The 18,245-nt window shown below is 72.2% G+C and carries 20 protein-coding genes; 15 read left to right on the top strand and 5 right to left on the bottom strand.

The annotated features are described in order from the left end of the window. The first annotated feature begins 62 nt into the window (after positions 1–62). Positions 63–491: a DUF6325 family protein gene (locus tag WML84_RS00675; RefSeq protein ID WP_347344229.1), complete on the top strand. Its 429-nt coding sequence runs from the start codon at positions 63–65 to the stop codon at positions 489–491. On the opposite strand, the gene WML84_RS00670 is transcribed toward WML84_RS00675, so the two are convergent. Beyond that, positions 488–1,636 carry a DUF4349 domain-containing protein gene (locus tag WML84_RS00670; RefSeq protein ID WP_347344228.1) on the bottom strand — a complete coding sequence of 383 codons (1,149 nt, stop codon included), beginning with the start codon at positions 1,634–1,636 and terminating at the stop codon, positions 488–490. The two genes, WML84_RS00675 and WML84_RS00670, sit on opposite strands and share 4 nt — an antisense overlap. Next, positions 1,633–2,193: a sigma-70 family RNA polymerase sigma factor gene (locus WML84_RS00665; protein ID WP_347344227.1), complete on the bottom strand. Its 561-nt coding sequence runs from the start codon at positions 2,191–2,193 to the stop codon at positions 1,633–1,635. Before WML84_RS00665 ends, WML84_RS00670 begins: the two co-directional genes overlap by 4 nt. Positions 2,194–2,408: 215 nt before the next feature. Between WML84_RS00665 and WML84_RS00660 the strand changes: the two genes are divergently transcribed. The 7 genes from WML84_RS00660 (at position 2,409) to WML84_RS00630 (ending at position 9,971) form a co-directional block, all read left to right on the top strand. Then, complete coding sequence (locus WML84_RS00660) at positions 2,409–3,404, top strand: TerC family protein (RefSeq protein ID WP_347344226.1); 996 nt, start codon at positions 2,409–2,411, stop codon at positions 3,402–3,404. A 175-nt stretch (positions 3,405–3,579) separates the two neighbouring features. Beyond that, positions 3,580–5,049 carry a 3-isopropylmalate dehydratase large subunit gene (gene leuC, locus WML84_RS00655; protein WP_347344225.1) on the top strand — a complete coding sequence of 490 codons (1,470 nt, stop codon included), beginning with the start codon at positions 3,580–3,582 and terminating at the stop codon, positions 5,047–5,049. A gap of 1 nt (position 5,050) precedes the next feature. Beyond that, positions 5,051–5,647, top strand: coding sequence for a 3-isopropylmalate dehydratase small subunit (gene leuD, locus WML84_RS00650; RefSeq protein WP_347344224.1), 597 nt, complete (start codon positions 5,051–5,053; stop codon positions 5,645–5,647). 73 nt (positions 5,648–5,720) lie between these two features. Continuing rightward, on the top strand, positions 5,721–7,088 hold the full coding sequence (murA, locus tag WML84_RS00645; RefSeq protein WP_347344223.1) for a UDP-N-acetylglucosamine 1-carboxyvinyltransferase: 1,368 nt from the start codon (positions 5,721–5,723) through the stop codon (positions 7,086–7,088). Positions 7,089–7,104: 16 nt separating this feature from the next. After that, positions 7,105–7,857, top strand: a complete 753-nt coding sequence (locus tag WML84_RS00640) for a lysophospholipid acyltransferase family protein (protein ID WP_347344254.1) — start codon at positions 7,105–7,107, stop codon at positions 7,855–7,857. Beyond that, positions 7,847–8,977 carry an NAD(P)H-dependent glycerol-3-phosphate dehydrogenase gene (locus WML84_RS00635; RefSeq protein ID WP_347344222.1) on the top strand — a complete coding sequence of 377 codons (1,131 nt, stop codon included), beginning with the start codon at positions 7,847–7,849 and terminating at the stop codon, positions 8,975–8,977. The genes WML84_RS00640 and WML84_RS00635 overlap by 11 nt, the downstream gene beginning before the upstream one ends. Beyond that, on the top strand, positions 8,883–9,971 hold the full coding sequence (locus WML84_RS00630) for a D-alanine--D-alanine ligase family protein (RefSeq protein ID WP_347344221.1): 1,089 nt from the start codon (positions 8,883–8,885) through the stop codon (positions 9,969–9,971). The genes WML84_RS00635 and WML84_RS00630 overlap by 95 nt, the downstream gene beginning before the upstream one ends. A 6-nt stretch (positions 9,972–9,977) precedes the next feature. On the opposite strand, the gene WML84_RS00625 is transcribed toward WML84_RS00630, so the two are convergent. Next, the gene (locus tag WML84_RS00625; RefSeq protein WP_347344220.1) at positions 9,978–10,451 is read right to left on the bottom strand and encodes a DUF3515 family protein; all 474 of its coding nucleotides are present in this window, start codon (positions 10,449–10,451) and stop codon (positions 9,978–9,980) included. A 178-nt stretch (positions 10,452–10,629) separates the two neighbouring features. Here WML84_RS00625 and thiL point away from each other — a divergent pair, with 178 nt between their 5' ends. Then, entirely contained in the window at positions 10,630–11,613 is a 984-nt protein-coding gene (gene thiL, locus WML84_RS00620) for a thiamine-phosphate kinase (protein WP_347344219.1), read from the top strand. Positions 11,614–11,658: 45 nt separating this feature from the next. Here the strand turns inward: thiL and WML84_RS00615 are convergent, their stop codons facing one another. Both WML84_RS00615 and rsmD read right to left on the bottom strand, forming a co-directional pair. Beyond that, positions 11,659–12,288: an HAD hydrolase-like protein gene (locus tag WML84_RS00615; protein WP_347344218.1), complete on the bottom strand. Its 630-nt coding sequence runs from the start codon at positions 12,286–12,288 to the stop codon at positions 11,659–11,661. Between the two features lie 111 nt (positions 12,289–12,399). Beyond that, positions 12,400–12,957 (bottom strand): 16S rRNA (guanine(966)-N(2))-methyltransferase RsmD, encoded by a 558-nt coding sequence (gene rsmD, locus WML84_RS00610; RefSeq protein ID WP_347344217.1) that lies wholly within the window; start codon positions 12,955–12,957, stop codon positions 12,400–12,402. Between the two features lie 107 nt (positions 12,958–13,064). On the opposite strand from rsmD, the gene WML84_RS00605 reads away from it, so the two are divergent. The 6 genes from WML84_RS00605 to mutM form a co-directional block, all read left to right on the top strand. Beyond that, on the top strand, positions 13,065–15,221 hold the full coding sequence (locus WML84_RS00605) for an ATP-dependent DNA helicase RecG (RefSeq protein ID WP_347344216.1): 2,157 nt from the start codon (positions 13,065–13,067) through the stop codon (positions 15,219–15,221). An 81-nt stretch (positions 15,222–15,302) separates the two neighbouring features. After that, positions 15,303–15,800: a pantetheine-phosphate adenylyltransferase gene (coaD, locus tag WML84_RS00600; protein ID WP_347344215.1), complete on the top strand. Its 498-nt coding sequence runs from the start codon at positions 15,303–15,305 to the stop codon at positions 15,798–15,800. Between the two features lie 57 nt (positions 15,801–15,857). Beyond that, a complete protein-coding gene (locus WML84_RS00595) occupies positions 15,858–16,403 on the top strand; it encodes a YceD family protein (protein WP_347344214.1) in 546 nt (181 codons plus the stop codon). 2 nt (positions 16,404–16,405) lie between these two features. Then, the gene (gene rpmF / locus WML84_RS00590) at positions 16,406–16,615 is read left to right on the top strand and encodes a 50S ribosomal protein L32 (protein ID WP_347344213.1); all 210 of its coding nucleotides are present in this window, start codon (positions 16,406–16,408) and stop codon (positions 16,613–16,615) included. Between the two features lie 23 nt (positions 16,616–16,638). Then, entirely contained in the window at positions 16,639–17,331 is a 693-nt protein-coding gene (gene rnc / locus WML84_RS00585; protein ID WP_347344212.1) for a ribonuclease III, read from the top strand. A gap of 9 nt (positions 17,332–17,340) precedes the next feature. Beyond that, positions 17,341–18,245 (top strand): bifunctional DNA-formamidopyrimidine glycosylase/DNA-(apurinic or apyrimidinic site) lyase (gene mutM, locus WML84_RS00580; protein WP_347344211.1); only part of this gene is annotated, 905 nt, incomplete at its 3' end.

The raw sequence follows: 18,245 nt of genomic DNA, 5'->3' as shown, positions 1-18,245 counted from the left end.
TCGCCGTCTCGGCGCGACCGGCCTCGCGAGCACGTCGACCGCCGCGCAGCGAAGGAGCACGAATGGCACATTTCACGTACGGTCCGGTCGAGCTGCATCTCGTGGGCTTCGCCGGCGAGCGTCCCGATCCCGCCGTCGCCCGGGCGCTCATGGAGCTCGTCGAGGGCGGCACGCTCCGCCTGCTCGATCTCGTGCTCGTCACGAAGTCCGAGTTCGGCGAGATCGCGGTGGCCGACTTCGCGGACGTGGCCGCCGACTACGGCATCGAGGGGATCGAGCTGCTCGAGGCGGGCATCGCGAGCGCCGAGGACATCGACGAGATGGCGGAGTACATTCCACCGGGAGAATCCGCCGTGATCGTCGCATTCGAGCTCGCGTACATGCGCGTGCTGGCCGAGAAGGTCGCCGCCGCCGGCGGCGCGGTGCTGCGGACGGAGCGCATCCAGGCGGCGGTCGTCAACGGAGTCCTCGACGTCGCGGACGAGAGCTAGGGGCGCACGCGCTCCTCGCCGGGCCGAGGCGCGTCCGCGGGTGCGTCGTCGCCCGCGCGGCGGCGCGCGCGGCGGCGACGGACGACGCGGCGCACCGCCCACAGCGCGATGCCGAGCACGCCCAGCACGACGAGCCAGGGGAGCAGGAAGCCGAGCGCCACGACGATGCCGTTGAGCGTCGCCACGAGCCCGTTCCAGCCGGCCAGGACGCCGTCGACGAAGCCCGCCGGATCGGCCTCGACGTGCTCGACCGGCGTCACGAGCGACACCGTCAGCGACGACAGCTCCACCTGGCCCTCGAGCCCCTCGAGCTGCTGCCGGTACGAGTCCAGCTCGCCCTGGCGCTGCGCCAGCGCGCTCTCGGCGGCGATGAGGTCGCCCGTGCTGGTCGCCTGCGCCATCAGCTCGGTCAGGCGCGCCACCGAGGCCTCGAGCGCCGCCACGCGCGCGCGCAGGTCGACGGCCGCGGTCGTGACGTCGGCGCGGTCGATGCGCGAGCCCGACACCTCGCCGATCTCCGAGAGGCTCTCGGTCACGGCGCTCAGCCGGTCGGCGGGCACCCGCACGGTGACCCACGCGCCGGTCGGTCCCGGGTAGACGAGGCTCTCGGGCGCGTACCCGCTCACACCGGCGCGGTCGTCGCCGACGCTCATCGACTCGACGTAGCCGCCCTCCTCGTCCGCGAGCGCGGCGATCGCGCGCGCCGCGGCCTGCACGTCGTCGACCTCGACGGTGGCGGATGCCGTGGTGATCACCTCGCGGCCCGCCACGGGGCCGCCGGCCCCGGGCTCGACGAGCTTGAGGTCCTCCGCCGCACCGGTCGCGGGGTCGAGCGCGACCGGACCGCCGGCCGCGTCGCGGGCGTCGGGCGCGGGCTCGACGTACGCCTGCTCGGCGGTGGAGTGGGCGCCGCCGGCGGGGCCGGCGATCAGTCCGGTCACCGTCGGCGCGATGACGGCCGCGACGACCACGACGGCGGCCGCCGCGCCGCCGGCGGCCCACCAGCGGCGGCGACGCGTGCGACGCGTCCGCTCGGCGTGCGCGGCGGCGGTGCGCTCGCGCGCGATCCGTGCGAACACGGCATCCTCGATCTCGTCGATGCGCGCGTCGGCGAGAGGCGGCAGTGCGATGTCTTCGGCGTTCATGATCCCTCCGGGTCCACGGCGGTCCGCACGCGTGTGCGGATGCGGGAGAGACGGTTGCGCACGACGCCATGGCTGACGCCGAGCTCGGCGGCCGCCGCCTGGTACGCGTACCCCTCGGCGGCGCACAGACGGAAGATCCGCTGGTCGAGCGGGCTCATCGCGGCGACCTCCGCGAGGATCCGCTCGACGAGCTGCGCGTCGGCGACCTGGCGCTCGACGTCGACCGTCGACGGCAGGGCGTCGTCGGCGGCCTCGGACGTGTGCAGCCGGTCGCGCTGCTGACGCCGGATGCGGTTCGCGCACTGGTAGCGGCAGATCGTGACCAGCCACGGCAGCAGCGACTCGCCGGCGAGGTCGAGGCCGGGGAGCTTGCGCCATGCGACGACGAAGGTCTCCTGGGTCACATCCTCGGCGTCGGCCGTGCTCCCCACGAGCCCGTGCGCGAGCCAGAACACGGGGCGCACGTGCCGGCGGTAGAGCGCGCGGAACGCGTGCTCGCTGCCGCCCGCGGCGGCCGCGACCAGCTCGAGGTCGTCGCGTGCATCCGTTCCGATCATGCCGCTCCCATCGTCTCTCACCTGATCAGTGTCGGCGACGCGGACTTCGTCTCATGCTCGTAACATCCGCCCTGTAGAGTGGTCGTTCAGCGAGAGGGAGTATCCCGTCCTTGCACGTCCGTCATCACGGAACCCGTCGGTTGGGGTCCCGGGCGTGCGCCGCGTCGTGCGGGGGAGAGACTTTCGAGAATCCGTCATCCCGCTGAAAGGCCCGCATGGACCTCCCCGTCTGGTTCGAGATCGGCTCACTCGTCGTTCTACTGCTCATCCTCGTCGCCGATCTGCTCCTGATCGTCAAGCGTCCACACATCCCCTCGACGAAGGAGTCGACGCTGTGGGTGGTGTTCTACGTCACCCTCGCGCTCATCTTCGCGGTGTTGATGTGGGTGTTCGCCGGTGGCGAGTACGCCGGGCAGTTCATCGCGGGCTGGCTGACCGAGTACAGTCTGTCGATCGACAACCTGTTCGTGTTCGTGCTGATCATGGGCCAGTTCTCGGTGCCGCGCCGATACCAGCAGAAGGTGCTCATGGTGGGCATCATCATCGCCCTCATCCTGCGTGGCGCGTTCATCCTGGCGGGGGCGGCGATCATCGAGCAGTTCAGCTGGGTGTTCTACATCTTCGGCGCGTTCCTCGTCTACACGGCGTGGAAGCAGGCGTTCCCCGGCGGCGACCACGACTCCGACGTCAAGCAGGAGACCTTCATCGTGCGGGTGCTGCGCCGCACGATCGACATCAGCGACAGCTACGACGGCGCGAAGGTGCGCACGGTCGTCGACGGCAAGAAGATGTGGACGCCGATGATCATCGTCTTCGCGGCGATCGGCATGACCGACCTGCTGTTCGCCTTGGACTCGATCCCGGCGATCTTCGGCATCACGCAGAGCGCGTTCATCGTGTTCACCGCGAACATCTTCGCCCTGATGGGCCTCCGGCAGCTCTACTTCCTCCTCGGCGACCTCCTCGACCGCCTCAAGTACCTGCACTACGGCATCGCGTTCATCCTCGCCTTCATCGGCGTGAAGCTCGTGTTCCACGCGATGCACGAGAACGAGCTGCCCTTCATCAACGGCGGCCAGCACATCGAGTGGGCGCCGGAGATCTCCACGCTCATGTCGCTCGGCGTCATCGTCGTCTCGATGGTCGTCGCGACGGTCGCGAGCCTCGTCGCCTCGTCGCGCGAGCGCGCCGCGGGCCGCATCGAGCACTGATCGCGCGCTGGGCGTCCGACGCCGCCTCGGCGGACGCCCAGCGAGGCGGTGGTATTCTGGGCGGGTGCGGATCGCTCGTCTTCTCCTTAGCGGCCGCGACGAGACCTCGTTCTGAGCCCTCTCTCGTCGCGGAGTCCGTCGCGGGCTTGATCCCCATCCCAGGAGAACGAGACACATGACCATCCAGATCCCCGATCGCCCGCGCACTCTCGCCGAGAAGGTGTGGGAGGACCACCTCGTCGTGAAGGGCGAGAACGGCCAGCCCGACCTGATCTACATCGATCTGCACCTCGTGCACGAGGTCACCAGCCCCCAGGCGTTCGACGGCCTGCGCGCCGAGGGGCGGCCGGTGCGCCGGCCCGACCTGACGATCGCGACCGAGGACCACAACACCCCGACGCTCGACATCGACAAGCCGATCGCCGACCTGACCAGTCGCACGCAGATCGAGACGCTGCGCCGCAACGCCGCCGAGTTCGGGGTGCGCCTGCACTCGCTGGGCGACAAGGAGCAGGGCATCGTCCACGTCGTCGGGCCCCAGCTGGGCCTGACCATGCCCGGCATCACCGTCGTGTGCGGCGACAGCCACACCTCCACCCACGGCGCCTTCGGCGCCATGGCGCTGGGCATCGGCACGAGCGAGGTCGAGCACGTGCTGGCCACGCAGACCCTGCCGCTGAAGGCGTTCAAGACGATGGCCATCACGGTCGAGGGCGAGCTCAAGCCCGGCGTCACCGCGAAGGACGTCATCCTCGCCGTCATCGCGAAGATCGGCACCAACGGCGGCCAGGGCTACGTCCTGGAGTACCGCGGCAGCGCCATCCGGTCGCTGTCGATGGAGGGCCGGATGACGATGTGCAACATGTCGATCGAGGCCGGCGCGCGCGCGGGCATGGTCGCCCCCGACGAGACCACGTTCGCGTACCTGAAGGGCCGTCCGCACGCGCCCAAGGGCCAGGACTGGGAGGATGCCGTCGCCTACTGGCGGACGCTGCCGTCCGACGAGGGCGCCGTGTACGACGCCGAGGTGTACCTGGACGCCGCAGAGCTGGAGCCCTTCGTGACGTGGGGCACCAACCCCGGCCAGGGCGTGTCGCTGAACGAGGCGGTCCCCGACCCGGCGTCGTTCGCCGACGCGAACGACCGCGCCGCGGCCGAGCGCGCCCTGGCGTACATGGACCTCGAAGCGGGCACGCCGATGAAGGCGATCCCGGTCGACGCGGTCTTCATGGGCTCCTGCACCAACAGCCGCATCGAGGACCTGCGCGAGTTCGCCTCGATCGTGCGCGGCCGCACCAAGGCACCGGGCGTGCGGGTCATGGTCGTGCCCGGCTCCGCGCGCGTGCGGCTGGAGGCCGAGGCCGAGGGGCTCGACAAGGTCTTCGTCGACTTCGGCGCCGAGTGGCGCTTCGCGGGCTGCTCGATGTGCCTGGGCATGAACCCCGACCAGCTGGCTCCGGGGGAGCGGTGCGCGTCGACGAGCAACCGCAACTTCGAGGGCAGGCAGGGCAAGGGCGGCCGCACGCACCTGGTGTCGCCGCTGGTCGCCGCGGCGACCGCCGTGCGCGGCACGCTGTCGAGCCCGTCCGACCTGGCGGCGGACGACGCGCGAGCCGCCGGCGCGAACGACCGGGTGGAGGTCTGACATGGAGAAGTTCTCGACGCACACCGGCATCGCGGCGCCCCTGAAGCGGGCCGCCGTCGACACCGACCAGATCATCCCGGCCGTCTATCTGAAGCGGGTCACCAAGACCGGCTTCGACGACGCGCTGTTCGCGAACTGGCGGCAGGATCCCGAGTTCGTGCTCAACCAGCCCGCGTACGCCGGCGCCAGCATCCTCGTGGCCGGTCCCGACTTCGGCACCGGCTCGAGCCGCGAGCACGCGGTGTGGGCGCTGCGCGACTTCGGCTTCAAGGCCGTGCTGAGCCCGAAGTTCGCCGACATCTTCCGCGGCAACGCCGGCAAGCAGGGCCTGCTCACCGGCGTCATCTCGGAGGACGCTCTGGAGAGCATCTGGACGCTCCTCGAGGCCGAGCCGGGCGTCCCGATGACCGTCGACCTGGAGCGCCGCACGGCGACCCTGGGCGAGCTCGAGGTGCCGTTCGACATCGACGACTACACGCGATGGCGGCTGCTCGAGGGCCTCGACGACATCGGGCTGACCCTGAACGACGAGGGCGCCATCGCACAGTTCGAGGCGCGCCGCGAGGCCTGGCGTCCGCGCACGCTCCCGGTCGCGTAGCGTGGAGCAGACCCCGCAGCCGCGGCGCGGCATCCGCACGGCGATTCCACGAGACACGAGTGAGGTCCATCGGATGAACACCCTCCTGAGCGAGTCGGCGTCGGACACCGATCGCAACCGAGACGCGGGCGCCGAGGTGCTCGCGATCCGGGGCGGTCGGCCGCTGACCGGACGCGTGGACGTCAAGGGCGCCAAGAACCTCGCGACGAAGGCGATGGTCGCCGCGCTCCTCGGCGAGACCGAGAGCGTCCTGCGCGACGTGCCCGACATCAGCGACGTGCACGTGGTCCGCTCGCTCCTGGAGGTCCACGGCGTCGGTGTGGAGGACGACGGCAACGGCGTCCTGCGGCTCGATCCGCGCGGCGCGGTCTCGGCCCACATGGAGGAGATCGACGCGCACGCGGGGGCCTCCCGCATCCCGATCCTGTTCTGCGGTCCGCTCCTGCACCTGCTCGGCCAGGCGTTCATCCCGGATCTCGGCGGATGCCGCATCGGCGACCGGCCGATCAACTTCCACCTCGACGCGCTCCGCAAGTTCGGCGCGATCGTCGAGAAGCAGCCCAGCGGCATCCGCCTCTCCGCCCCCGGCGGGCTGCGCGGCGCCGACATCGAGCTGCCCTACCCGAGCGTCGGCGCGACCGAGCAGGTGCTGCTGACGGCGGTGCGCGCGCGCGGCACCACGGAGCTGCGCAACGCGGCCATCGAGCCCGAGATCATGGACCTCATCGCGGTGCTCCAGAAGATGGGCGCGATCATCTCGTACGAGCCGAACCGCGTGATCTTCATCGAGGGCGTCGACACGCTCACGGGCTACGACCACCGCTGCATCTTCGACCGCAACGAGGCCGCCTCGTGGGCGAGCGCGGCGCTCGCGACCGACGGCGACATCTTCGTCGGCGGCGCCAAGCAGCAGGAGATGCTCACGTTCCTCAACGTGTTCCGCAAGGTCGGCGGCTCGTTCGACATCGCCGAGGACGGCATCCGCTTCCGTCGCGGCGGACCCCTGAAGCCCGTCACCGTCGAGACCGACGTGCACCCCGGCTTCATGACCGACTGGCAGCAGCCGCTCATCGTCGCGCTCACGCAGGCCGAGGGCACCTCCGTGGTGCACGAGACGGTGTACGAGAACCGGCTCGGCTTCACCGAGGCGCTCGTGAAGATGGGCGCCGACATCGTCGTCCATCCGCGCGGGCTGGACGGGCCGTACCGACGCGTCGGTCGGCGCGAGCTCGAGCAGGCGGCCGTGGTGACCGGGCCGACGCCCCTGCACGGCGCCGACATCGTCGTGCCCGACCTGCGCGGCGGCTACAGCCACGTGATCGCGGCGCTGACCGCCGACGGCGAGTCGGTCGTGCGCAACATCGGGATCATCCGCCGCGGCTACGCGCAGTTCCTCGACAAGCTCACCGCGCTCGGCGCCGACTTCGACATCATCGGATAGCGCCGTGCCCGCCCCGATGCCGCGCGCATCCGACGAGAAGACCCGTCCGTCGATCTTCTGGCCGCTCGCCGCGATCGTCGTCCCGCTCGTCGGACTCCTGGCCAAGATCGACGTCGAGGGCGCCGAGCACCTGCCGCGCGAAGGCGCGTTCGTGCTCGCCCCCAACCACTGCAGCGAGATCGACCCGGTCATCGTGGCGGTCGCCACGTGGCGGATGGGCCGGGCTCCCCGCTTCATGGCCAAGGAGAGCCTGTTCCGCGTGCCGGTGCTCGGCTGGGCGCTGCGCAGGACCGGCATGGTGCCGGTCGCCCGCTCCGCCTCGGCGGCCGCCGCCAGGCAGACGCTGAAGAGCTCGGCGGAGCTCGTCGCGCACGGTCGCGGCGTCATCGTCTATCCCGAGGGCTCGCTCACGCGCGACCCCGACCTCTGGCCGATGCGCGGCAAGACCGGCGCCGTGCGGCTCGCGCTCACCCGCGACATCCCGGTCATCCCGCTGGCGCACTGGGGCGTGCAGGAGATCATGCCGCGGTACGGCAAGCTGCGGCTGTGGCCGCCGCGCCGTCGGGTGCGAGTGCTCGTCGGACCGCCGGTCGACCTCGACGAGTACCGTCGCACGCGGTCGCAGCCGACCACCCTCGCGGCCGCGACCGATCGGGTGATGGCAGACATCGCGGGCCTCCTGGCGCAGCTGCGCGGCGAGCCCGCGCCTGCGCAGCGCTGGGATCCGGCCACGCACGGGCAGAAGGAGACGGGACGCCTTGACTCCTAAGCAGACCGCGCCGAAGCCGCGCGTCGCCGTCCTGGGCGCCGGCAGCTGGGGCACGACGTTCGGAAAGGTGCTCGCCGACGGCGGCGCGCACGTCACGATGTGGGCGCGCCGCGCCGAGCTCGCCCACGAGATCCAGGAGGCGAAGCGCAACAGCGAGTACCTCCCCGGCGTCAACCTGCCGCGGTCGATCTCGGCCACGCACCACATCTCCGAGGCCCTCGACGGCGCCACACAGGTCTACCTCGCGATCTCGAGCCAGGCGCTGCGGCAGAACCTCAAGGCGGTGCGGCCCCTCGTCGCCGAGACCGGCGCGCCCATCGTGTCGCTCATGAAGGGCGTCGAGCGGCGCACCGGCCTGCGGATGAGCCAGGTGATCGAGCAGGAGCTGCACTGCGACCCGGAGCGGATCGCCGTGGCATCCGGCCCCAACCTCGCCCTCGAGATCGCGCGCGAGCAGCCCACCGCGGCCGTCATCTCGTCGATCAGCCGCACGACCGCCGAGGACGTCGCCCGTCGCGCGCGCAACTCGTACTTCCGGACGTTCGTGAACACCGACGTCATCGGCACCGAGTTCGGGGGAGTGCTCAAGAACCTGATCGCCGTCGCGATCGGGATCGTCGACGGCGTCGGCTACGGCGAGAACACGAAGGCGTCGATCATCACGCGCGGCCTCGTCGAGATGACCGACTTCGCGGTCGCGCAGGGCGCCGAGCCCGAGACGCTGCAGGGCCTCGCGGGCCTCGGCGACCTCATCGCGACGTGCCAGTCGCCGCTGAGCCGCAACAACACCGCCGGGCGTCTGCTCGGCCAGGGATACAGCTTCCAGGACGTCGTGAAGCAGATGGACCAGACCGCGGAGGGACTCGCCTCGGTGGCGCCGGTCCTGCAGCTGGCCCGGGCGACGCACGTGCACATGCCGATCGTCGAGCAGGTCAAGATGGTGCTCGACGGCACGATGAACCCCCGCGACATCGCACCCCACCTGACGACCGACGACGACCAGCCGACCGGCGAGAGGACCCAGAATGGACAAGACGGCGGTGGCGGTGCTCTTTGGCGGTCGGTCCAGCGAACATTCGATCAGCTCCGCAACAGCCGGGGGCGTCCTGCGGGCGATTGACCGCGAGCGCTACCGCGTGATCCCGGTGGGCATCACGCGCGACGGCGCGTTCGTCCTCGAGGACGACGACGCCGCGAAGTTCGCGCTCGACCCGGAGCGGCTGCCCGAGGTCGCCGACAACGGCACCCGCGTGCTGTGGCCCGAGGCCGCCGGCACGCGCGAGCTGCGCGTGCGCCGCGCCGACGGCACGGTCGAGGAGCTCGGCGAGGTCGACGTCGTGCTCCCGATCCTGCACGGCACGCACGGCGAGGACGGCACCATCCAGGGCTTCTTCGACACCCTCGAGGTGCCGTACGCGGGCGGCGGCGTGCTCGACTCCGCGCTGTGCATGGACAAGCACTTCATGAAGATCGTGCTCGAGGCCACCGGCGTCCGCGTCGTGCCCTGGGTCACCGTGACGACGGCCGGCTGGAACGCCGACGCCGATCGGGTGCGGGCGGACGTGGCATCCCTCGGCTTCCCCGTCTTCGTCAAGCCCGCACGCGCGGGATCCAGCGTCGGCGTGTCGAAGGTGCACGGTCCCGACGAGCTCGACGCCGCGATGGCCGTCGCGTTCGCCGAGGACCACAAGGTGCTCGTCGAGGAGGCCATCGCCGGTCGCGAGATCGAGGTCGCCGTGCTCGAGGGCCGCGACGGCGCGCCCGCGCGCGCGTCGCTGCCGGGCGAGATCGTGCTGACGACGCGCGAGTTCTACGACTTCGAGGGCAAGTACCTCGGCGGCGACGGCGCCGAGGTCGTGTGCCCCGCCGCGCTCACGCCCGAGCAGATCGAGGCGGTGCAGGCGCAGGCGCTGCGCGCGTTCGCCGCGGTCGACGGGCAGGGCCTCGCGCGCGTGGACTTCTTCCTCACCGACGACGGGCTGTACGTCAACGAGCTCAACACGATGCCCGGCTTCACGCCGATCTCGATGTTCCCGAAGTGCTGGATCGCGTCGGGGCTCGCCTATGGCGATCTGATCACCGAGCTGGTCGAGATCGCGCGCTCGCGTCGCTGACAGCGGTCAGGGCTCGACGGTCTCGACGTTCGTGCAGGCGCGCTCGGCGGGTATGCGCTGCACGAGCGGGCCGAGCGCCGAGAGCACCTCGTTCGACGCGACGACCTCGTTGTCGAGAAAGACCTCGACGGCGGGCGTGCGACCGTAGCTCGTGACGAGGTAGCGCGGAGCCTGCGACTCGTCGACGATCCAGTCGACGCCGCCGACCGTGATGCAGCGCGCCTCGGTCGGGCCGGGCGGCTCGACGCCGCACGTCAGGATCACCGCGGTGCCCTTCCCCGGCTCGCCCCACGCACCGGTCGCCTGCGCGTCGGTCCAGCGGCGCTCCTGGCCGTCGATCGTGGCGGGAAGGCGCACGGTGACCTCGGCGCACAGCGGATCGTCCGCGTCCTTCGCGGGCTGCAGCGACACCGACGAGGCGCAGCCGGCGAGGGATGCCGCGGCGACGACGACCACGAGCGCACGGGCGAGGCGGGGCATCCCTCCAGGCTACCCGCGCTCGCCCCCTCCCCCCGACCCCCGACTCCTTTTGACCGCGAGAGTGCAACTGTGCACCGAGAGCGCATGCTGGTCGCGCACTCTCGGTGCACCGTTGACTTCTCGCGGTCTGAGGCGGCATCCGAGCGGGCGGGCGGACGGGGCCGGGTAGCGTAGGGGGGTGCACGAGGCGACGGTGGGGGAGCTCAGCGAGGGCGAGATCCTCGACCGCATCCTCGCGGTGCTGGCGGGGTCCTCGCGGGCCGTCGTCGGCCCGGGCGACGACGCCGCGGTGCTCGCGGCACCGGGCGGCCGCGTCGTCGTCACGACCGACACGCTCGTGCACGGCCCCGACTTCCGCCTGGCCTGGTCGGGCGGCCGCGACCTCGGCTTCAAGGCGGCGGCCGTGAACCTCGCCGACGTCGCCGCGATGGGCGCCCGTCCCACCGCGCTGTTCGTCGCCCTCGCGATGCCCGACGACACGCGCATCGGCTTCGTCGAGGAGCTCGCCGCGGGCCTGCGCGAGGCGTGCGACGCCCTCGCACCCGGCTGCGCCGTCGAGGGCGGCGACCTCACGGTGTCCGAGACGCTCACGATCGCCGTCACCGCGATCGGCGTCCTCGACGGGGTCGCACCGGTCCTCCGCTCCGGCGCCCGGCCGGGCGACGTGGTCGCCGTCGCGGGCGAGCTCGGCCTCGCCGCGCGCGGCCTCGCGGTGCTCTTCGACCGCTTCCGCGACGCCGCGGGCGAGCCGGTCGCCGTCGACGACGGCATCCTGTCCGCGGACGATCGCCGGGCGCTCCGTGCGCAGCTGCGGCCCGCGCCGCCGGTGACGCTGGGCGTCGCTGCGGCGGATGCCGGAGCCCACGCCCTCATGGACGTCTCGGACGGGCTGGCGCTCGACGCGCGGCGCATGGCCGAGGCCTCCGGGGTGACGATCGACCTCGACGTCGCGGCGCTCGGCGACGATCCCGCCCTGGCGCTGGACGGCGGCGAGGACCATGCGCTGCTGGCCGCGTTCCCCGGGCGGTCGCTGCCCGACGGCTTCCGCGCGATCGGCCGCGTCACGGCGCGCGCCGCGGCCCCCGTCACGGTCGCCGGCGCACCCTACGAGCGCGCCGGCGGGTGGGACCCCTACCGCGACTGGGACCACCGCACCGGTTGAGTCCACCCGGCTCGCACGCCGCGCCCGGACGGCCGCGCGACGGAGTCAGTCCAGGTGGCGGATCAGCTCCTCGAGCGCCGAGATCCGCGCGACGCCGTCGTGGCGCGGCGGCCGCTGATGCCCGCGCGTGAAGTGGACGTATCGCGTCCCGAGCTCTTCGGCGATCTCGTGGTCGTGGTTCGTGTCGCCGACGAGCAGCACCTCGCGCGGCGCGTGGCCGGCGCCGTCGAGCCACGTCGCGATCACGTCGCGCTTCGACGCGGCGTGCGCGTCGGTGATGCTGAGGATCGCGTCGAACGCGCCGTCGAGCGCGTGCGGACGCATCTGCGCGGCCAGCAGCGGCGCCTGGGTCGCGGATGCGAGCACCTGCCCGATGCCCCGCGCGCGTACCGCGGCGATGGTCTCGCGCGCTCCCTCGTGCAGCACGAGCGCGCTGTCGTCGCGCGCGAGGAGGGCGAGGTAGTGGTCGACCGCAGGGCGGTACTCGTGCGGGCGGATGCCGGCATCCAGGTAGAAGTCCTGCAGGGGGAACCGGAACAGCGCCCGGTAGCCGTCGGTGTCGTCGATCACCGGCTTGCCGAACGCCGTGAGCGTGCTGTTCATGATCCGCAGGCAGCGCTCGACGTCGTCGAGGAGCGTCCCGTTCCAGTCCCAGCACACCGCGCGCACGCCCACGGCACCAGCGTATCCGCGTGCGACGGCGCGGACTCGCACGAGCGAACAGAGCGCGCGCCTCACGCGGGCGGCCTCGTATCGGGCTCGGTGAAGGGCTGGTCGCCGAGCCGATCAGGGTCGGGCGACCCACCACAGGGTCGTGTCGCCGTAGCGCTTCGAGCGGGTGAGCTCCACTCCGGCGGGCAGCGCGGGCTGCGGCGACCTGGCTGCGCGCTCGATCACGACGACGGCATCGGGGGCCAGGGCCGGCACGAGCAGCTCCAGGGTCGCGGCCAGCTCGGACTCGCCGAGGTCGTACGGCGGGTCGAGGAACACGAGGTCGTACGGGCCCGGCTCGCGGCGCAGGAACGCGTCGACCCCCGCGCGGTGGACGCGCACGCGGGCGCCGGCCGCCGCGCGCGCGACGTTCCGGGCGTTCCGTTCGGCGACGGATGCCGCGGCCGGCGCCCTCTCGACGAGGTCCGCCGACGCGGCGCCGCGGCTGATCGCCTCGAGCGCGAGAGCGCCGGATCCGGCGTAGAGGTCGAGCACGGCGGCATCCCGCACGCGATCGGCGGCGTCGAGCGCGCCGAACAGCGACTCGCGCACGCGATCGCTCGTGGGCCGCGTGCCCGAGCCCGGCACCGCGAGGGCGAGCGAGCCGGCGCGGCCGGCGATGATGCGCGTCACACGCTCACGATAACCGGGTCGCCGGGGCGGACCCGACACGGATCGTGCCGCGCTGCCATTCGGCGACGTCTCGCCGGGTGTCGGACCGCGCTCCTAGACTCGGAGCCATGCCGGTCACGCTGTCCTCGCGCCTCGACGGCGTCGTGGGCGGCAAGACCGCGGGGGCCCTCTCGCGCGCCTTCGGCATGGCGACCGTCGGCGACCTCCTGGCGCACTATCCGCGGCGCTACGCGCTCCGCGGCGAGCTGACGCCGATCTCGTCGCTCCCCGTGGGCGAGACCGTCACGATCGTCGCCGAGGTGCGCTCGGTGAACGCGCGGCACATGCGCAACCGCAAGGGCTCGATCCTCGAGGTCGTGATCGGCGACGGACACGGCACCGTGGCCCTCACGTTCTTCAACCAGGCGTGGCGGCAGAACGAGCTCAAGGCGGGGAGGCAGGGCATCTTCTCGGGCAAGGTCGGCGAGTTCAAGGGGCACAGACAGTTCGCGCACCCCGACTACGAGCTGTTCGACGACGAGGACGAGGCCCGCATGAGCGCCGAGGCCCGGCAGCACGAGCCCATCCCCATCTACCCGGCCACGAGCACCCTGCCGAGCTGGCAGATCCAGAAGGTCGTCGAGCTCGCGCGCACCGTGCTGGGCCCCGTGCCCGACCCGCTCCCCGACGGGTTCCGTCGCAGGCAGGGGCTGCTCGACGCGCGTACCGCGCTCGACCGCATCCACGCACCCGACTTCATCGAGCAGGTCGAGCCCGCGCGCCAGACCCTGCGCATGCACGAGGCGTTCGTGCTGCAGGCGGCTCTCCTGCAGCAGCGGCAGTTCGTGCGCGCGCTGTCGGCCACCGCGCGGCCGCCGGGCGATCTGCTCGAGCGCTTCGACGCCGCCCTGCCGTTCGAGCGCACGCCCGACCAGGTCGCGGTCGGCGACCGCATCGCCCGCGACCTCGAGGGCGCGTGGCCGATGAACCGGCTCGTGCAGGGCGAGGTGGGCTCCGGCAAGACGCTCGTGGCGCTGCGCGCGATGCTGCAGGTCGCCCAGTCGGGCGGCCAGTCGGCGCTCATCGCCCCGACCGAGGTGCTCGCGGCGCAGCACCTCCGCTCGATCGCCCGGATGCTGGGGCCGCAGCTCGCGCCCGAGCTCATGCCCACGCTCCTGACGGGTCAGCTCTCCGCACCCGAGCGGCGCAAGGCGGCGCTGCGCGTCGCGTCGGGCCAGGCCCGCATCGTCGTCGGCACGCACGCGCTGCTGAGCGCCTCCACCACGTTCGCCGACCTCGGGCTCGTCGTGGTCGACGAGCAGCACCGCTTCGGCGTCGAGCAGCGCGAGACGCTCCGGGCCAAGGGCACCTCGCCGCACGTCCTCGTGCTCACCGCCACGCCGATCCCGCGGACGGTCGCGATGACGGTGTTCGGCGACCTCGACGTCTCGACGATCCGGACGCTCCCGGCCGGACGGTCCGGCATCTCGACCTTCGTCGCCCCGCTCGACGAGCGGCCCGGTTGGTTCGCGCGCGTGTGGGAGCGCATCGCCGAGGAGGTCGCGCTCGGGCGCCAGGCCTTCGTCGTGTGCGCGGCCATCGACGCCGAGACCGCCACCGGCGAGGAGGCCGACCCCGCGACGGATGCCGCGGCGCCCGAGGACGGCCGCACGCGGTGGGGCGTCGTCCAGGTGCGCGACCTGCTGTCGCGGCATCCCGCGTTCGCGTCGATCCGCGTCGAGCTCCTGCACGGCAAGCTGCCGTCCGAGCAGAAGGACGCGGTCATGCAGGCGTTCGCACGCGGCGAGATCGACGTGCTCGTCGCCACGACCGTGGTCGAGGTGGGCGTCGACGTGCCGAACGCGTCGACGATGGTCATCCTCGAGGCCGACCGGTTCGGCGTCTCGCAGCTGCATCAGCTCCGCGGTCGCGTCGGGCGGGGGAGCATCCCCGGGCTGTGCCTGCTCGTGACCGAGGCGCCCGCCGGAACGCCCGCGCGCATCCGCGTCGAGGCCGTGGCCGCCACGGGCGACGGGTTCGAGCTCGCCGAGGTCGACCTGCAGCTCCGCGGCGAGGGCGACGTGCTGGGCGACGCGCAGTCCGGTGCGCGCTCGTCGCTGCGGCTGCTGCGCGTCGTGGCCGACGCCGACCTCATCGCGCTCGCCCGCGACGAGGCGGAGCGCGTGCTCGACGAGGATCCGGCGCTCCTGCGCCATCCCGGGCTCGCCGAGGCGATCGAACGACGGGTGGGGCAGCAGGAGCGCGCCGCGCTCGCGAAGAACTGACACGCGGGCGCACGCCGCCGCTCCGCCCGCCCGTCGACCGCGCCCGCTTCGCGTGCACGTGGGGCCGATAGGCTGTGCGGCATGAGCAACCGCATCGCGGTCGTCCCCGGTTCCTTCGATCCGCCCACCCTCGGGCACCTCGACGTGATCCAGCGCGCGGCCACGCTGTACGACCAGCTGCACGTGCTGGTGGTGCACAATCCCGACAAGGCGGCGATGCTGCCGATCGCGCAGCGCGTGAGCCTGCTCGAGCAGTCGATCGCCGAGGCCGGCGTCACCGGCGACGTCGTCGTGGCGTCGTGGAGCATGGGCCTGCTCGTCGACTACGCCACCGAGGTGGGCGCGGGCGTGCTCGTCAAAGGCATCCGCTCCCAGATCGACGTCGCATACGAGACGCCCATGGCGATCGTGAACCGCCACCTCACGCACGTCGAGACGGTGTTCCTGCTACCCGACCCTGCGCACGCGCTCGTCTCCAGCTCGCTGGTGCGGCAGGTGGCGGCCCTCGGCGGCGACGTGTCGCCGTTCGTGCCGTCCGCCGTCGCCCGCTTCCTCGACACGGGCGCTCCCGCCCACTGAGTTCGGCCCCGGGCCGTCGCACGGCGGCTAGCATGGACGACCGTGGTCAGGAAGCGCATGAACGGTCCCTTCATCCTCCCCGTGCGCGACATCGTGCATCGTCCGGGAGAGATGCGCGAGTTCGAGCTCGACGTCCCCGTCCCCGAGAAGTGGGGCGAGGGACTCGTCGCCGTCGCCGCGGGCGAACCGATCGATCTGTCGGTCCGTCTCGAGTCCGTGCACGAAGGCATCCTGGTCACCGCCGACATCGCGACGCGGTACGAGGGCGTGTGCGGCCGGTGCCTCATCGACATCGCACAGCCTGTCGAAGTCGAGTTTCAGGAACTGTTCGGGTACCCTGGAACAGAAGCGACGGACTTCGAGGTTCAAGACGACCACGTGGATCTTGAACCTCCTGTTCGTGATGCCATCGTCCTCGCGCTTCCGTTCCAGCCGGTATGTCAGCCGGATTGCCCCGGACTCGACCCGGTCACGGGCGAGAGGCTGACCGTCGAGGCAGGGCACGAGCCCGCCGTCGCCGATCCGCGCTGGGCCGAACTCCAGAACTTCACCCGCGGCACCGAGGCGTCACGCCCGGCCGCCGACAACACAGAGAAGAGCTAGCCATGGCAGGCAACCCCCCCAAGCGCAAGGTCTCCCGCTCCAACACGCGCTCGCGTCGCGCGCAGTGGAAGGCGGAGGCCCCGGCCCTCGTCAAGTCGGTCGAGAACGGCAAGGTCGTCTACAGCCGCCCGCACCAGGCGAAGGTCGTCACCGACTCGCAGGGCACCGAGCTGTTCCTCGAGTACAAGGGCCGCAAGGTCGCCGACATCTGACCTTCCGCGGCCTACCCACTGCCGTGACCGACGTCCTGCTGGGGCACGACGTGCTGATCGAGCAGCTCGGGGTCGACATCGATCCGGAGCTGCTCACCCTTGCGCTCACTCATCGCTCGTACGCGTATGAGAACGGCGGCATCGCCCACAACGAGCGGCTGGAGTTCCTGGGGGACTCCATCCTCGGCCAGGCGGTGACCGTCCACCTGTTCCGACAGCATCCGGATCTCGATGAGGGCTCGCTCGCCAAGCGACGCGCCAGTGTCGTGTCGACCGTCGCGCTCGCCGAGGTCGCGCGCGGCATCGACCTGGGTGCTCACGTGCGTCTCGGCCGCGGCGAGGACCAGACCGGCGGGCGCGACAAGGACTCGATCCTCGCCGACACCATGGAGGCGGTGATCGGGGCGGCGTTCCTCGCGGCCGGTCCCGAGGCGGCGGGCGCGCTCGTGCTCCGCCTCGTGCAGCCGCTGCTGGAGGACCCCACGCGCTACGGCGCCGCGATGGACCCGAAGACGAGCCTGCAGGAGCTCGCCGCACGCCTCGAGCTGCCGCCGCCCACGTACGACCTCGAGTCCGACGGGCCCGACCACAGCCGCCTGTTCACCGCGACGGTGACCGTCGGCGACGTGTCGCTGCACGGTCAGGGCACGAGCAAGAAGCAGGCGCAGATGGCCGCCGCGCTCGCGGTGTGGCGCGAGCTGACCGCGCGTTCCTGAGCGGCCCACGTGCCTGAGCTGCCCGAGGTCGAGGTCGTCCGCGCGGGTCTCGCGCCGGCGATGACCGGCGCGCTGCTCGCCGGCGTCACCGTGCTCGACGGGCGCGCGCTGACGCGCCATCCCGGTGGTGCGGTCGACTTCGAGGCCGCGCTCACCGGCCGGACGGTGCACACCGTCGCCCGGCGCGGCAAGTTCCTGTGGATGCCGCTCGTCGACCCGCTGTCGCGCGGAGCCGGCGGCGAGGCGGTCGTCGCACATCTCGGCATGAGCGGCCAGCTCCTGCTGCGCGCGCCCGGCGCCGCGCCCGAGCGTCACGAGCGCGTGCGCTTCGACATCGTGCATCCGCGACACGGCGAGCTGGCCGTCGTGTTCGCCGACCAGCGCACGTTCGGCTCGCTGGCCGTCGACGCGCTCGTGCCGACGCCCGACGGCGCCGCCGGCGGCTGGGGGACGGATGCCGCGTCCACCCCGAGCCAGGTCGCGCACATCGCGCGCGACCCGCTCGATCCCGCCTTCGACGACGCGGCGTTCCGCGCCGTCCTGCGGCGATCGCGGTCTGCCGTCAAGCGCGTGCTCCTCGACCAGACCGTGGCGAGCGGCATCGGCAACATCTACGCCGACGAGGCGCTGTGGTCGGCCCGCATCCATCCCGAGACGCCCGCCGCGGCGCTGTCGACGCGGACGGCCGGCCGCCTCCTCGCCGACGTGCGGGCGGTGTTCCACAAGGCGCTCGCCGAGGGCGGCACGAGCTTCGACGCGCAGTACGTCGACGTGAACGGCCGCTCGGGCTACTTCGCCCACTCGCTGAACGCCTACGGACGCACGGGGGAGCCGTGCGCGCGCTGCGGCCGCCCGATCGTGCGGGTCTCGTTCATGAACCGGTCGAGCCACTTCTGCCCCCGCTGCCAGCGACG

The organism is Microbacterium sp. (assembly GCF_039812165.1).
Classification (GTDB): Bacteria; Actinomycetota; Actinomycetes; order Actinomycetales; family Microbacteriaceae; genus Microbacterium.
This window is presented reverse-complemented; position numbering and strand designations above follow the sequence as displayed.

Coding starts and splice junctions, on each gene's coding strand:
- WML84_RS00675 (WP_347344229.1), top strand. CDS start 63: ATGGCACATTTCACGTACGGTCCGGTCGAGCTGCATCTCGTGGGCTTC.
- WML84_RS00670 (WP_347344228.1), bottom strand. CDS start 1,636: ATGAACGCCGAAGACATCGCACTGCCGCCTCTCGCCGACGCGCGCATC.
- WML84_RS00665 (WP_347344227.1), bottom strand. CDS start 2,193: ATGATCGGAACGGATGCACGCGACGACCTCGAGCTGGTCGCGGCCGCC.
- WML84_RS00660 (WP_347344226.1), top strand. CDS start 2,409: ATGGACCTCCCCGTCTGGTTCGAGATCGGCTCACTCGTCGTTCTACTG.
- leuC (WP_347344225.1), top strand. CDS start 3,580: ATGACCATCCAGATCCCCGATCGCCCGCGCACTCTCGCCGAGAAGGTG.
- leuD (WP_347344224.1), top strand. CDS start 5,051: ATGGAGAAGTTCTCGACGCACACCGGCATCGCGGCGCCCCTGAAGCGG.
- murA (WP_347344223.1), top strand. CDS start 5,721: ATGAACACCCTCCTGAGCGAGTCGGCGTCGGACACCGATCGCAACCGA.
- WML84_RS00640 (WP_347344254.1), top strand. CDS start 7,105: ATGCCGCGCGCATCCGACGAGAAGACCCGTCCGTCGATCTTCTGGCCG.
- WML84_RS00630 (WP_347344221.1), top strand. CDS start 8,883: ATGGACAAGACGGCGGTGGCGGTGCTCTTTGGCGGTCGGTCCAGCGAA.
- WML84_RS00625 (WP_347344220.1), bottom strand. CDS start 10,451: ATGCCCCGCCTCGCCCGTGCGCTCGTGGTCGTCGTCGCCGCGGCATCC.
- WML84_RS00605 (WP_347344216.1), top strand. CDS start 13,065: ATGCCGGTCACGCTGTCCTCGCGCCTCGACGGCGTCGTGGGCGGCAAG.
- coaD (WP_347344215.1), top strand. CDS start 15,303: ATGAGCAACCGCATCGCGGTCGTCCCCGGTTCCTTCGATCCGCCCACC.
- WML84_RS00595 (WP_347344214.1), top strand. CDS start 15,858: ATGAACGGTCCCTTCATCCTCCCCGTGCGCGACATCGTGCATCGTCCG.
- rpmF (WP_347344213.1), top strand. CDS start 16,406: ATGGCAGGCAACCCCCCCAAGCGCAAGGTCTCCCGCTCCAACACGCGC.